The organism is Kribbella sp. NPDC051936 (assembly GCF_040680955.1).
Classification (GTDB): domain Bacteria; phylum Actinomycetota; class Actinomycetes; order Propionibacteriales; family Kribbellaceae; genus Kribbella.
This window is the reverse complement of sequence record NZ_JBFAXS010000008.1, coordinates 341851-355068: the sequence shown is the minus strand read 5'-3', so window position 1 is coordinate 355068 and position 13218 is coordinate 341851. Positions and strand designations below refer to the sequence as shown.

Genomic DNA, 13218 nt, shown 5'->3' with positions numbered 1-13218 from the left:
TGGGTTGGGTGTGGTGGCGATGGCGGTCCGGACCGGCGCGCAGCGTCTGGCCGAGGACCCGGGGCTGGTGCCGGACGGGCGCCTGGGACTGATCACGAACTTCACCGGCGTGCTGCCGGATCTCACGCCGACGCCGGTGGCGCTGCGTGCGGCCGGGCTGCCGTTGACGGCGCTGTTCGGTCCCGAGCACGGCCTCCGCGGTACGGCGCAAGCGGGTCAGAGCGAAGGCGAGGGCGTCGACCCGGACACCGGGCTACCGGTCTTCGACACGTACCGGCGCAAGGGGCGGGAGCTCGACGACCTGTTCTCCGGCGTTGACGTGCTGCTGTTCGACATCCAGGACATCGGGACGCGGTTCTACACCTACATCTGGACGATGTACGACTGCCAGCAGGCGGCCGCGCGGCTCGGTCTGCCGTTCGTCGTGCTCGACCGGCCGAACCCGCTCGGGGGACTTCGCGTCGAAGGGCCGATGCTGCAGCCCGGGTTCGAGAGCTTCGTCGGGCGGGCGCCGATCCCGCTGCGGCACGGGCTCACGGCCGGCGAACTCGCCCGGCAACTGGGGGAGGCAACGGTCGTCGAGCTGGAGGGCTGGACGCGAGACAGCCACAGCGTCGAGCCGTGGGTGCCGCCGTCGCCGAACATGCCGACGCTGGACACGGCCCTGGTCTACCCCGGCACCGGTCTCTTCGAGGGCACGAACCTCAGCGAGGGCCGCGGTACGACGCGACCGTTCGAGACGATCGGCGCGCCGTACGTCGACGATCGGCTGGTGCCGGCTCTGCGGGCGTGCGAGCTGCCCGGCGTGATCTTCCGGCGGACGTGGTTCGAGCCGGTGTTCCACAAGTACGCCGGCCAGGCGCTGTCCGGCGTACAGCTGCATGTCGTGGACCGGGACGCGTTCGAGCCGGTGCGGACCGCGCTGGTGATGCTGCGGGTGCTCAACGAGCTGTATCCCGACGACTTCGACCTGCTGCCGTCGCTGGACAAGCTCTGGGGTTCGGACTCGCTGCGGAAGGCGCTGGAGGCGGGCGACGACCCGGTCGAGCTCTTGCCCGCGGCAACGACACCGTCCGGCTGGGTGCGTCCCGACGTCCTGCTCTACGGAGGAGCCTCATGATGCGTTCGTTCCAGGTCGGTGACGGGCCGGCGCTCGCCGCGGCGTGGACCGCCGCCGCGCCGGCCGATCCGATCGGCTACCAGCGCTTTCGGGACCTGTTCCTGCTCGACCGCAACTTCGACGCGGCCGGTCTCCAGGTGGCCGTGATCAATGATCAGATCGTCGGCGCCGCGTACGCCGTCCGCCGCCTGATCGCCGTCGACGCGGACGACCTGGAGCCGGCGTCCGGCTGGATCCCGTTCTTCTTCGTGCACCCGTCGTTCCGGGGGCAGGGCATCGGGCGCGAGTTGTTGTCCGCGGCAATGGACTGGCTCCGGTCGCAGGGCCGGTCCGAGGTGTTCTTCTCGTCGTACACCCCGAACTACTTCCTTCCCGGTCTCGACGCGGAGCGCTACCCACAGGCCGCCCGGCTGCTCGGCGAACTGGGCTTCGAGCGCCGGTACGACGCGGTCGCGATGGACCGCGGCCTGGTCGGGTACGCCGTTCCGGACGACGTCCGGGAGCGGATCGACGCCCTGACGGCCGAGGGCTACACGTTCGGCACACCGTCCGGCGACGAGCTGACCGCGCTGATCGCGATCGCCGGCGCGGAGTTCAACCCGGACTGGGCGCGCGCGATCCGCGAGGGCGTCGTCTCCGGGCTGCCACTCGATCGCATCGTTGTGGCACGCGACCCCGGCCGGGCGATCCTCGGCTGGGCGATGCACGGGACGTACGAGGCGGTGATCGACCGATTCGGGCCGTTCGGCGTCCTGCCGGCCTCCCGCGGCACCGGGCTCGGGAAGGTGCTGCTGCACCTGACGCTCGAACGGATGGTCGCCGCCGGCGCGCACAGCGCCTGGTTCCTGTGGACCGGCGAGAAGTCCGCCGCCGGGCAGCTGTACCTGAAGACGGGGTTCGAGATCACCCGCACGTTCACCATCCTCCGGGCGCCCTTGCACCCGGCTGGCTGAAAAGGAGTGACATGAGCATCGCCAGAGGTTTGCGGCTTGCTGTTGTCCTGGGGCTCCTCGCTACGGGCGCTGCCTGCGGCGGCGGCAGCGGCTCGGGCGGCAGCGGCGACAAGGTCGAGCTGACACTGCTGAGCCACTACAGCGACGGCCCGTCGAAGGACGGGCTGGACAAGATGATCCAGCAATGGAACAAGGACAACCCGAAGATCCAGGTGAAGGCGCAGGTGGTCAAGTTCGACGACCTGCTGACCACGATGACGGTCCGGCAGACCGGCGGTCGCGGCGCCGACATCGTCAGCGCGTACGGCCTGTGGGGCGGCCAGCTGATGAAGGCGAACGTCGTCGCGAAGGTGCCGGACGACATCGCCACGAAGATCAAGGCCGAGTACAGCCCGGCCGCGCTCGGTGCCGTCACCACCGGCGACACGTTGCTCGGCTATCCGACCGAGCTGAACACGTATGTGCTCTTCTACAACAAGAAGATCCTCGCCGCGGCCGGGGTCGACAAGCCGCCGACGACCTGGGCCGAGCTCGCCGACGCGGCCCGCAAGACCGTGAAGCGTGATGCGAAAGGCAACATTCAGGTCGAGGGCCTGAGCCTGATCCAGGACGGCGACAACAAGTCGGTGCATCCGTTCCTGTCGCTGCTCGACGCGGCCGGCGGGAAGTTCCTCGGCCCGGACGGCACGCCGCAGTTCGACAACGCCGAGGGCAGGGCGGCGCTGAAGTTCGAGGCCGACCTCGCGGCCGCGAAGGCGACCAACCCGTCGATCATGCCGACCAAGCAGTTCCGCAGCGGCGGGGTCGCGATGGCGATCCAGGCCGGCTGGTGGATCGGCAGCCTGAAGACCCAGATGAAGGACAAGTACGGCACCGATGTCGGGGTGACCGCGATCCCCGGCCCGACGCCGGGCAGCAAGGGCTCGCTGGCGTACGGCTTCTTCATGGGCGTGAACCAGCGCAGCAAGCACGCGGACGAGGCGTGGAAGTTCCTCACCTGGATGAACGAGCACAAGGCGGCCGAGGGCAACGTCACGGAGACCGGCAAGTGGCTGGCCGACCAGGGCCTGATCCCGCCGCGGACTGCCGACCAGGCGGAGTACAAGAAGTCGCTGTCCGACCCGAACCTGGCGCCGATCTACGACGCCGCGACGTACGCGATGGCCGAACCCAACCAGCCGGGTGCGTACGAGGCGAAGACCGCGCTGCACAACGCGATCATGGGCGTGCTGGCCGACGGCAAGAGTCCTGACGACGCGCTGGCACAGGCGGCCAAGGCGGTCAAACCGCAATGACGACCGCGGTCAGCAGGGTCGGTGCCGTCGCGGCGCCGGCCCGGCGGCTCGGCAAGCTGCATCGCGAGGGACGGGCCGCGTACCTGTTCCTCGCGCCGGCGCTGCTGTTCTTCTGCGTGTTCCTGATCCTCCCGTTCCTCTTCGCGATCGTGCTCGCGTTCTCGGACTGGGGCGGGTTCGACCTCGGCACGCTGAAATGGTCCGGGATCGGGAACTTCCGCGAGGTGCTGAGCTTCGACGGGACGTTCGTCCAGCCGATCCTGGTGAACACGCTGCTGTTCGCGTTCGGCTCGGTGTTCCTGGCGACGTTCGGGTCGGTGCTGGTGGCCTACTGCATCGACCGGCTGGCGTTCCAGGGGTTCTGGCGGGTGCTGTACTTCCTGCCGGTCGTCGCCACGGTCGTGGCCATCGGCAACGTGTGGAAGATGATGTACCAGCCGGCCGGGCTGATCAACGGCGTCCTGAACAAGCTCGGCGTGAACAGCGTCGGCTTCCTGTCCGACTCGTCGTACGCGCTGCCGTCGGTGACCGTCGTCCACGCCTGGGCCTCGATCGGCGGCGCCGTGCTGATCCTGACCGCGGGGCTGAAGGCGATCCCGGAGATGTACTACGAGGCGGCCGAGGTGGACGGCGCGAACGCGTGGCACCTGTTCTGGTCGATCACCCTGCCGCTGCTCCGGCCGGCGTTGCTGTTCGTGCTGATCACGCAGTTCATCGGCGGGCTGCAGTCGTTCGCGTTGATCATCGTGATGACCGGCGACGGCGGGCCGGTGAACGCGACCAACGTGGCAGCGTTCGAGATGTACCAGCGGGCCTTCAAGTACGGCGCCTGGGGGACGGCCAGCGCGATGGCGATGGTGTTGTTCGTGATCATCCTGGCGATCACGCTGCTGCAGCTGTGGATCGCCCGGCGGCGCGGAGAGGAGACCTCGTGAAGCGGCGCGGCAGGTTCCCGTGGTTCGCGTACCTGGTGGTGGTGCTGGGCGGCGTCGCGATGGTGATGCCGTTCCTCGACATGGTGATGAGCTCGTTCAAGGGCCCGGGCGAGTACGGCGTGATCCCGTACCGGCTGCTGCCGTCGTCGTTCGGCCTGGACAACTACCGCGAGGCGTTCTCGCAACTGGAGCTCCCGCGGCTGTTCCGCAACAGCGTGATCGTCACGGTCAGCGTGACGGTGTCGGTGCTGATCACGTCGGCGCTGGCCGGGTACGCGCTGGCCAAGCTGCGGTTCCGCGGCCGCGCGGTGATCTTCCGGTTCATCCTCGCGACCATGATGCTGCCGCCCTTCCTGCTGCTGATCCCGACGTTCCTGATCATGCTCAACTGGCCACTGGCCGGCGGCAACGACATCCTCGGCCGCGGCGGCGACGGCGGGCTGACCACCAGCCTGCTGGCGCTGATCCTGCCGTTCACGGTGTCCGGCTTCGGGATCTTCCTGATGCGCCAGTTCATGGTCTCGTTGCCGGACGAGATGCTCGAGGCGGCCAAGATCGACGGCGCGAACCAGTGGCAGACGTGGCGGCTGATCGTGCTGCCGCAGACCAAGCCGGTCGCGATCACGCTCGGCCTGATCACGTTCATCGGCACCTGGAACGAGTACATCTGGACGCTGCTGATCTCGTCCTCGGACCCCTCGTTGCAGACGCTGCCGGTCGGCATCCAGCTGCTGCAGAGCTTCCTCGACCCGGACCGCACGATGCCGATCGTGATGGCCGGCCTGGTGATCAGCACGCTGCCGGTGCTGGTCGTGTTCCTGATGTTCCAGAAGTACTACGTGCGTGGCGTCGTACTCAGCGGCCTGAAGTGAGGAGACCCTTGTGACCAGAACAGTGCTCGCCGTCGGGGCGCACATCGGCGACATGGACCTGACCGCCGGGCCGACCCTGGCCAAACTCGTGCTCGAGGGCGCGTCGGCGACGATCGTCGCGCTGACGCCGGGCGAGCGCGGTCACCCGCGGATGACTCCGGCGGAGTACAAGACGCAGAAGATCGCGGAGGGTACGGCGTTCGCGGCGGCGATCGGCGCGGACTTCACGGCGCTCGACCACAGCGACGGGTTCCTCCCGTCGACCGACGACGTGGCGCTGCAACTGGCCCAGATCATCCGCGAGAAGCAGCCCGACACGATCATCACGCACTGGAAACACTCCATCCACCGCGACCACGAACACACCGCGGTGCTCGCCGAGCGCGCCCGTTTCCTGGCCGGCCTGCCGCTCTCGGCCGACGACGACTTCCCGGCGATCACGGCGTACCCGGAACTCGCCGCGAAGGTGGCCGCGCTGCCCCGGCACGGTGTCCGCTCGTTCCTGCACGCCGAGAACTGGGAGGACATGGAGGGCTTCGCGCCGTCGCTGTACGTCCCGATCCCCGACGAGGCCTTCTACCTCTGGGTGAACGCCATCCGCCACCAGGCCTTCGCGCGCGGCGAGACGTACGGCTTCCGCTACATCGACTACTACACCGCCCTGATGACCACCCGCGGCTGCCTCGCGTCGTACCCCCGCGCCTGCGCGTTCCACACCAGCCAGTCCCCGGAGGTCAGCAAGCTCGCGGGACCGTAGATTACGTCGTGCCGGTGATCGAGAGGAGTGGGCTGTGGCTGAGGTTCGGTTGGTCGTTCAGTCGGACGATTTCGGGATGTGTCATGCGGTGAACGCCGGCACGGTGCAGGCGTTCCGCGAGGGGATCGTGACGCAGGTGTCGACCATGGCGGCCTGTCCGTGGTTCACCGAGGCGGCGGCCCTGGCGCGGGAGTTCTCGATCCCGGTGGGTGTGCACCAGACGTTGACGTGCGAGTGGGACAACCTGCGCTGGCGGCCGTTGACGGACGGGGCGTCGCTGGTGGGGGAGGACGGCACCTTCCGGCGCACCGTGGCCGAGGCCGCGGCGGGCATCTCCCACGAGGACGCGGTCCGGGAGTTGTCCGCGCAGGCGGCCAAGTTCGCCGCCGAGGGACTGACGGCCGAGTACCTCGACTTCCACATGGGGTCGTCGGTGCCGTCGGCGTACGCCGAGGTGTCCGCGGCGCTCGGCAAGCCGTTCATCTACGGGCCGGACTGGTCGTCGCGGTTCGCGTCGATCGAGATCCTGAGCGACCGCGACGCCGCGGACAAGAAGCCGTGGATGCTCGCGTATCTCGACGCGCTCACCCCCGGCGTACACCTCCTCGTCACCCACTGCGCCGCCGCCGACCCCGAACTCGCCGCCCTGCACCGCCCCGGCTCCGACACCTACCGCTGGGCCGAGGAATACCGCCTCTCCGACCAGGCCCTCGTCCTCGACCCCGACATCCACCAGTCGATCAAGGACCGAGGAATCAAGCTCACGACCGTCCAAGCCGCCTTCGCCGACTGACCCTTGTCCGCCGAGTCGTGGATTTCGGCTGTCATCGTCAGCCACAATTCACGACTCGGCGATCGGGGGCGGAGCCAATCGCCACGACTCGGCGGGTCAGCGCTGTGGGCCAGTCGCGCGTAAGGAGCCTGGTGGGGCGCCGGTCACGGACTTGACGTGACGGGTCAGGTGGCTGACCGAGTGGTAGCCCGTCAGGTCGGCTACGGCTTGGAGGGGGAGGGTCGAGTTGCGGATGTGGGCGAGGGCATGGCGTAGGCGGACTGCTTGCAGGGCGGCCTGAGGGCTGGTGTTGCGGAGGCGGGCGAAGGCGGCGCGCAGGCCGGAGGGTGAGATGCCCAGGTCGGCTGCGACCTGGTTGATGCGGAGGCCGGTGGCGAAGCGTTCCTCGAAGAGCTGTTCTGCTTGGGCGACCAGTTGTTCGGCCGGTGTTTGCGGTGGGGTGGCTGCGGCGCGTTTCAGGCGGAGGTCCAGTTCGGCGAGGAGCAGCGAGCGGATTTCGCCGTCGGTCTCCCGGACCAGGGCGTCGAACACGCGGCGCAGGGTGTGGTCCGTGTCGTCGTAGCACAGGCGCGGCCACGGGTGGGTGGTTGCGGCGTCCACCTGGAGGAAACGGTTCGCGTACCCGGTGCGGCTCAGCTCGGCGTGCCAGGTGTGCGGAGGCGTGAGGAGCACGGTGCCGGGCGTGGCGTCGTACGTCTCGTCGCCGACGGGGCAGGTGATCCGGCCGCGAACGTAGTACACGAGCTCCCATGAGGTGTGCGCGTGCGGCGGGTAGTCCTTGCCGGGCGCGGCGGTGTGGACGCCGGCGCCGAGGAGTCGTGGCGATTTGTGCACAAGCCCTGTCGCCTCCTGCATTGTTTCGCGGGTATGTCGGGTCGATGCTGGCATCGATTCGTGCATCTTGTGAAGGAGTGCTTGGGATGGATATGACGACCGCGCTGCGCGAGCTCGGCGTGACCGACGACGTACTCACACAGGACGAGAAGGACCAGCTCGACCGCGACGGGTACCTGCCGCTGGAGGGAATCCTGACGGCGGACGAGGTGGCCGCGATCAACGAACGGCTGGCCGAACTGACCGCCGCCGAGGGGGACCGGGCCGGCCTGGAGGTGCATCAGGAGAAGGGCACGGACCGGCTCGCGGACCTGGTCAACAAGGACCCGAGGTTCGCGGTGTGCTTCAGCCACCCGCGGGTGCTGGCGGCGATGCGGCACGTGCTGGGTGAGTTCCGGCTGTCGTCGCTGAACAGCCGCGCGGCACTACCCGGCGAAGGGCATCAGGCCCTGCACGCCGACTCCGGCCATCCGGTCGAGCCGGGTGCGTACGAGGTCTGCAACTCGATCTGGCTCCTCGACGACTTCACCCCCGAGAACGGCGCGACCCGCGTCGTCCCCGGCTCCCACCGCCGCGGCACCATGCCCGCCGACGAGATGCCCGACCCCGCCGGCCCCCACCCCGACCAGATCCAACTCACCGGCCGAGCCGGCACCGTAGTCATCTTCAACAGCCACCTCTGGCACGGCGGCACCCAAAACCAGACCGACAAACCCCGCCGAGCCATGCACTCCTACTTCGCCCTACGCCACCTGCCCCAGCAACTCGACCAGCAGTCCTACCTCCGCGTGAACACCTACAACCGCCTGACCCCCGCCCAGCACTTCATCCTCGACGTCACCGCCTAGTTGCCGGGAAAATGGCTCGCCTCGTCTACAGTGAGGTCATGGACGGCGAGCAGATCAACCTGGAGGAGCTGCGGCAGCGCTTCCCTTGGATTGGGCTGGCGAGCATCGACGAACCGGAGCTGTCAGCCCGGTACCGCGAGATCCAGGCCGAGGCTCGGAAAGACCGGGAGATCGTCGAGGCCATCGAAGCGGCTCGGCGGAGCGCGTGACCGCACTGCTCTGCGATTCTGGTCCCTGATCGCCACCTTCAACGTTCGTGATTCGAACCATGTGCGCTGCGCCAAGGTTCTGGCGGAGTGGCCAGGGCGTCTGCTCATTCCAGAGCCCGTGCTGGGTGAGACCTGCAAGCGCGCAGCTGGTCTCGGGACCGCTTGGTTATGTGGATGCAACTGTGCTGGCCCTGGCTGAGCGCTTGCAGGAACCCGCGATTGCCAGTGTCGACTTCAAGTTCCTCGGCATGGCGACGCCCGTTTGCAGGCTTCAGCCGCTCCGTTGGGTTCTTCAGGAACTCTGACGACTCCAGGCCGGCGTGGGCATCCGCTTGGATGCGCCGGACCAGGCGCGAGGCTGGCATTGCTGGTCGGGTGCAGTCTTGGTCTAATCCGTTCTTGTGAATGCGCTGACGAGGAACGCCTGGTGGTCGGGGGCGATGGGCAACCTCCGCACGGAGTTCGAGCTGTACGGCGTGCAGGCTCGGCGGGATGCGGCGGAGTACGCGAATGTCTATGCCGGGCGGCGAGCGGTGATGGTCTTCGATGTGGTGGCGAGTCGTCGGCGGAAGTACGAGACACGGGTCGCCCGGATGGTCGAGCAGTATGCGGGTGATGCGCCGACGCTCGGGTCACTGGCTACTGACGGGCCGGGGGACGGGTACGGTCTGCGCGACGGTGAGGGCGAGACTATGCGACAGGTCGCGGCTGGGCTGTTGCGCTTCGGGGCAGAGCGCGAGCTCGACGACGAGGAGGCGATCAAAAGCTGGGCGGACAGTGTCGCCGAGTTCGAGCATGCGGCCAAGCTCGATCCGTACGTCGGCGCCGTGAAAGGCATCGGGCTTGCGCTGTTCGCGTACTTGAGGATGCGATGCGGCGCGGACGCGATCAAACCGGACGTACGGGTACGGCGCGCGCTCGTCCGGCTCGGTTTCCGGGTACCGGGGGACGAGCACGCAGTGCTTGTCGTCTGCGGTGCGGCCGCAGTCGAGCTCGGCGTCTCCAAGCTCGTGCTGGATCAGCTGCTCTGGTGGTCTGACACGCGTTGACGTTCTAGGAAGCGTCGGCTTTGCGGACCCAGACTTCTCGGATGATGAGGAGGATGGCGGCGGCGGAGGGGATGGCGAGGAGGGCGCCGACGACGCCGAGGAGGGCGCCGCCGAGGAGGGCGGCGATGACGGTGACGGCGCCGGGGATGTCGACGGCGCGGCGCATGATGCGTGGGGCCACGATGTAGTTCTCGACCTGCTGGTAAATGATGCCGTAGATCAGGCAGGCGATACCGATCCAGAGACCAGCGGTGAAGCCGATCAGGGCGACCACGACGACGCCGATCAGGCCGCCGACCATCGGGATGAAGTCGCAGAACATCACCACGATCGCCAGCGCCACGGCGTACTCACGCAGGCCGATGATCTCCAGGAAGATGAACATGCAGACACCCGCGCACAGCGCCACCATGAACTGGCCGCTGACATAGCCGCCGACCCGGCCGAGGACCTCGTCGCCGAGGATCGAGACGCGGGTACGGCGGGTGCGGGGGACCAGGCTGTACGCCGCGCGCTTCACCGACGGGAGCGACGCGAGGAAGTACAGCGTCAGCACCAGGATCGTGAACGTGTTGAACAGCGCGCCCGCGACCACCCTGCCGACACCGAGGATCCCGCCGAACGCGCGCTGCGCCAGCGCCGGGTCCTGGATGTAGTCCTGGGCCTTCTGGATGAAGTGGTACTTGTTGTCGAGCTCGTTGAGGGTCTTCGACTTGGTCAGCAGGTCGAGCCACTCGGGCGCGTTCTTGATCAGGCTGTTGATCTGGTCGGTGACCACCGGCACGATCGCGAACCCGACGCCGGCGACCGCGAGGATCATCAGCAGGAACACCACGCCGACCGACAGACCGCGCTTCAGGCCACGGCGCATGAACCACTCGACCAGCGGGTTCAGGCCGACGGCGATGAACATCGAGACCAGCAGCAGGATCAGGACCGAGCGCGCCTGGCCGGCCGCGTTCCACAGCCCCCAGGCCACGAGCACGCCGAGCGCGGCGAAGAAGCCGAACGTGAACGGGTTGCCCCGGCGCAGCGGCGGGCCCGGCGTACCCATACCGACCGACGGATGCCGCTGCTCGATCAGCAACTCGTCCGCGATGTCCACATCCGCCAGATGCCCAGCCGCCGCAGCCTCCTCCGCGGAGACATCGGCCTTGCCGGGGGAAGCATCGGCCTTGTCGGCCGAGTCGGTTGCCTTGTCGGCGAACGCGTCGGCCTCGTCGGCGGAAGCGTCCGCCTGCCGCGCTGAGTCCGCCGCCTCGTCGGACGACACATCCGCAGCACGCGCGGAGCCGGCTGCCTGGTCGGATGACGAGTCGGCGGAGCCTGCTGAATCGGCCGCCTCGTCCGCGGAGGAGTCGGCCGCGCGTGCGGAGCGGGCTGCCTCGTCGGACGACACGTCCGCGGTGTGTGCGGAGCCGGCTGCCTCGTCTGCGGAGGAGTCGGCGGAGCGGGCGGCGTCGGTTGCCTTGTCCGCGGAGGAGTCGGCGGCTTCGGCTGCGGCCTCCGCCTCGTTGGCGGAGGTGGTGGCTTGGGTGGCGGCTTGTTCGCTCTTGCCGGCGGCGGCTTCGGCCTTCGCGGCCGCGGACTTCGCATCGCGCGTTGCCTCGGCGAGATCCGCTTCCGGGGTCGCTGTGGAGGTGTCGTCGCCGGGTGGCGTCACATCTTGTCCTTCGGGGATCGCGCGCTCGAGGTGGTCGTGGTGTCGCCCGCGGACGGCGTGCTCCCGGACTTCGCCGGGGCGGACGGCCGCGTCTGGCCCCGAGTCTCCTCGCTCGCGAGGTCACTCAGCCGGAACTCGTCCACCATCGTGGAGTCCTTCGGCTCCTCGGCGTCCTCCGCGGCGTCGTCGGCGTCGTCGGCGTCGTCGGCGTCGGCCGGCCCGCCGGCGGACCGGCTGGTCTTGTCCGCGAGGTCGTCGGCGTCCTTCGGGTCGACGCGCAGATTGGTGTCGATCCGGGTCTCGTCGACGCGCGCATCCCCGGCCCCGGCACCGACGAACGGGCTCGCGCCGGTGAACGGCCCCTCTTCGTCGTCGTACGACGTGTCGCTCGAGCCGGACGCGGCCGGCGTCGCTCCGGGGAACGGGTTGTCCTCCGGCGTGGTCGCCGGGTACGGGTTGTCGTCGGCCGGAGCATCAGCCGGGGACTCCGCAGGGAACGCGGCCGAGCCGGCACCGGACGCCGCAACATCGGACGTGGCCGAGCCCGACGAAGCCTCAGGCGCGAACGTGCCAGCAGCCGAGCCCGGCGAAGCCTCAGGCGCGAACGCGCCAACTGACGGGCTTGAGGTGGCCTCGGGGGAGAACGTGGACGAACCCTCTCCGGAGAACGGGCTCGCCGCCGGGCCCTCGGAAGCGAACGGGCTGCCCGCGCCGGAGCCGGACGTGCCGAACGGGTTGCCGCGGCCGGACGGACCCTCGGTGAGACCGGAGGACGACTCGGTGCCTCGGGCAAACGGGTTCACGTACGGCGCCGCGGCGGTCTCGGAGTCGAGCTCGGCCGCCTGGCGGGCGATGTTGCTGGCGATCTCGTTCAGGCCGGCGATCTGAGTGAGGATGCCGTCGCGGCGCTTCGCCAGCCGCTCGGTCTCGCGGGCGACGACGGTCCGGGACCGCTCCGCCTCGTCGGCCGCGTTCGCGAGCTCGGCCTCGGCGCGGGTCCGCGCGGTGGTCAGCAGCTGCTCGGCCTCCCGGCGGGCGCGCGACAGCGTCCGCTCGGCCGACTCCTCGGCCTCGGCGCGGATCTTTCGGGCCTGCTCGGTCGCCTCGGCCACTCGGCGCTCGGACGCCTCGGCGGCCTCCTTCATCTGGCTGGTCAGGTTCTCGGTGTCGGCCGCGATCTGCTGGTGCTTGTCGGCGAGCTCCTTGGCCTGCTGCTCACGCTCGTCCGCCAGCCGCGCCCGCAGCGCCGCCGACTCGCGCTGGATCGCGGTCCGGATCTTCTCGGCCTCGTGCAGTGCGCCGTTCTTCAGCGTGCTGGCCTGCGACTCGGCCGTCAGCTGCAGCTGCTCCGCCTTCCGCTGGGCCGCCTGCAGGACCTCGGCCGCCTCGGTCTCCGCGGTCCGCCGCAGCTCAGCCGCGTCGCCCTCCGCCGTACGCCGCATGCTGTCGGCCTCGTTGAGCGCGACGGTCCGGATGTCCTCGGCCTCGCGGTCGCCGGTCGCCCGCGCGGCCGAGGCCTCCTTGGCGGCGTTGGCGCGCAGCTCCTCGGCCTCGCGCTTGGCCTCCTCGAGCGCCTCGGACGCCTGGTCCTGGGCGAGCCGGAGGATCTGCGCGGCGCGGTCGCCGAGCCCGGCGTACGACGGGTTGGCGCTGGCCTCCAGCTGACGTCGGGTCTCCTCGAGCTGCTGCTGCATCGGCGCGACGCTCTGCTGCAGGCTGTCGGCTCGGTTGCGGGCCTCGACCAGCTGCATCTCCAGCGCGCGGACGTAGTCGTCCACGGCCTGCTTGTCGTACCCGCGGCGGCTGACCGGGAAGCCCCCGGCCGCGGTCGCCGTGCGATCGAAGAACGGCAGGCTCGACTCGTCAGGCATTTCCCGAGATTCCCTTCTG

The 13218-nt window shown here is 69.3% G+C and carries 13 protein-coding genes; 10 read left to right on the top strand and 3 right to left on the bottom strand.

Annotation, left to right across the window (positions count from 1 at the left end; genetic code table 11):
* The first annotated feature begins 19 nt into the window (after window positions 1–19).
* Genes AB0L64_RS29150 through AB0L64_RS29120 form a run of 7 tightly spaced genes read left to right on the top strand, consistent with a single transcriptional unit; the run spans window position 20 to window position 6725 of the window.
* A complete protein-coding gene (locus AB0L64_RS29150) occupies window positions 20–1120 on the top strand; it encodes a DUF1343 domain-containing protein (protein WP_363715126.1) in 1101 nt (366 codons plus the stop codon).
* Complete coding sequence (locus AB0L64_RS29145; RefSeq protein WP_363715124.1) at window positions 1117–2073, top strand: GNAT family N-acetyltransferase; 957 nt, start codon at window positions 1117–1119, stop codon at window positions 2071–2073. Before AB0L64_RS29150 ends, AB0L64_RS29145 begins: the two co-directional genes overlap by 4 nt.
* Before the next feature lie 11 nt (window positions 2074–2084).
* On the top strand, window positions 2085–3368 hold the full coding sequence (locus AB0L64_RS29140; RefSeq protein ID WP_363715122.1) for an extracellular solute-binding protein: 1284 nt from the start codon (window positions 2085–2087) through the stop codon (window positions 3366–3368).
* The gene (locus tag AB0L64_RS29135) at window positions 3365–4303 is read left to right on the top strand and encodes a sugar ABC transporter permease (protein WP_363715120.1); all 939 of its coding nucleotides are present in this window, start codon (window positions 3365–3367) and stop codon (window positions 4301–4303) included. Before AB0L64_RS29140 ends, AB0L64_RS29135 begins: the two co-directional genes overlap by 4 nt.
* The gene (locus AB0L64_RS29130; RefSeq protein ID WP_363715118.1) at window positions 4300–5175 is read left to right on the top strand and encodes a carbohydrate ABC transporter permease; all 876 of its coding nucleotides are present in this window, start codon (window positions 4300–4302) and stop codon (window positions 5173–5175) included. Before AB0L64_RS29135 ends, AB0L64_RS29130 begins: the two co-directional genes overlap by 4 nt.
* Before the next feature lie 10 nt (window positions 5176–5185).
* Window positions 5186–5932 carry a PIG-L family deacetylase gene (locus AB0L64_RS29125; RefSeq protein ID WP_363715116.1) on the top strand — a complete coding sequence of 249 codons (747 nt, stop codon included), beginning with the start codon at window positions 5186–5188 and terminating at the stop codon, window positions 5930–5932.
* 34 nt (window positions 5933–5966) lie between these two features.
* Window positions 5967–6725, top strand: coding sequence for a ChbG/HpnK family deacetylase (locus AB0L64_RS29120; protein WP_363715114.1), 759 nt, complete (start codon window positions 5967–5969; stop codon window positions 6723–6725).
* A gap of 96 nt (window positions 6726–6821) precedes the next feature.
* On the opposite strand, the gene AB0L64_RS29115 is transcribed toward AB0L64_RS29120, so the two are convergent.
* Complete coding sequence (locus AB0L64_RS29115) at window positions 6822–7580, bottom strand: AraC family transcriptional regulator (protein WP_363715112.1); 759 nt, start codon at window positions 7578–7580, stop codon at window positions 6822–6824.
* A gap of 65 nt (window positions 7581–7645) precedes the next feature.
* On the opposite strand from AB0L64_RS29115, the gene AB0L64_RS29110 reads away from it, so the two are divergent.
* The 3 genes from AB0L64_RS29110 (at window position 7646) to AB0L64_RS29100 (ending at window position 9665) form a co-directional block, all read left to right on the top strand.
* Entirely contained in the window at window positions 7646–8407 is a 762-nt protein-coding gene (locus tag AB0L64_RS29110; RefSeq protein WP_363715110.1) for a phytanoyl-CoA dioxygenase family protein, read from the top strand.
* A 38-nt stretch (window positions 8408–8445) separates the two neighbouring features.
* Window positions 8446–8616, top strand: coding sequence for a hypothetical protein (locus AB0L64_RS29105; RefSeq protein WP_363715108.1), 171 nt, complete (start codon window positions 8446–8448; stop codon window positions 8614–8616).
* Between the two features lie 440 nt (window positions 8617–9056).
* The gene (locus AB0L64_RS29100; RefSeq protein ID WP_363715106.1) at window positions 9057–9665 is read left to right on the top strand and encodes a hypothetical protein; all 609 of its coding nucleotides are present in this window, start codon (window positions 9057–9059) and stop codon (window positions 9663–9665) included.
* A 4-nt stretch (window positions 9666–9669) separates the two neighbouring features.
* Here AB0L64_RS29100 and AB0L64_RS29095 read toward each other — a convergent pair whose 3' ends face one another.
* Together AB0L64_RS29095 and AB0L64_RS29090 are read right to left on the bottom strand one after the other, a co-directional pair.
* Window positions 9670–11328, bottom strand: a complete 1659-nt coding sequence (locus tag AB0L64_RS29095; protein WP_363715104.1) for an AI-2E family transporter — start codon at window positions 11326–11328, stop codon at window positions 9670–9672.
* Window positions 11325–13199 carry a transposase gene (locus AB0L64_RS29090; RefSeq protein WP_363715102.1) on the bottom strand — a complete coding sequence of 625 codons (1875 nt, stop codon included), beginning with the start codon at window positions 13197–13199 and terminating at the stop codon, window positions 11325–11327. The genes AB0L64_RS29095 and AB0L64_RS29090 overlap by 4 nt, the downstream gene beginning before the upstream one ends.
* Window positions 13200–13218 lie beyond the last annotated feature (19 nt).

Coding starts and splice junctions, on each gene's coding strand:
- AB0L64_RS29150 (WP_363715126.1), top strand. CDS start 20: ATGGCGGTCCGGACCGGCGCGCAGCGTCTGGCCGAGGACCCGGGGCTG.
- AB0L64_RS29145 (WP_363715124.1), top strand. CDS start 1,117: ATGATGCGTTCGTTCCAGGTCGGTGACGGGCCGGCGCTCGCCGCGGCG.
- AB0L64_RS29140 (WP_363715122.1), top strand. CDS start 2,085: ATGAGCATCGCCAGAGGTTTGCGGCTTGCTGTTGTCCTGGGGCTCCTC.
- AB0L64_RS29135 (WP_363715120.1), top strand. CDS start 3,365: ATGACGACCGCGGTCAGCAGGGTCGGTGCCGTCGCGGCGCCGGCCCGG.
- AB0L64_RS29115 (WP_363715112.1), bottom strand. CDS start 7,580: ATGCAGGAGGCGACAGGGCTTGTGCACAAATCGCCACGACTCCTCGGC.
- AB0L64_RS29110 (WP_363715110.1), top strand. CDS start 7,646: ATGGATATGACGACCGCGCTGCGCGAGCTCGGCGTGACCGACGACGTA.
- AB0L64_RS29105 (WP_363715108.1), top strand. CDS start 8,446: ATGGACGGCGAGCAGATCAACCTGGAGGAGCTGCGGCAGCGCTTCCCT.
- AB0L64_RS29100 (WP_363715106.1), top strand. CDS start 9,057: ATGGGCAACCTCCGCACGGAGTTCGAGCTGTACGGCGTGCAGGCTCGG.
- AB0L64_RS29090 (WP_363715102.1), bottom strand. CDS start 13,199: ATGCCTGACGAGTCGAGCCTGCCGTTCTTCGATCGCACGGCGACCGCG.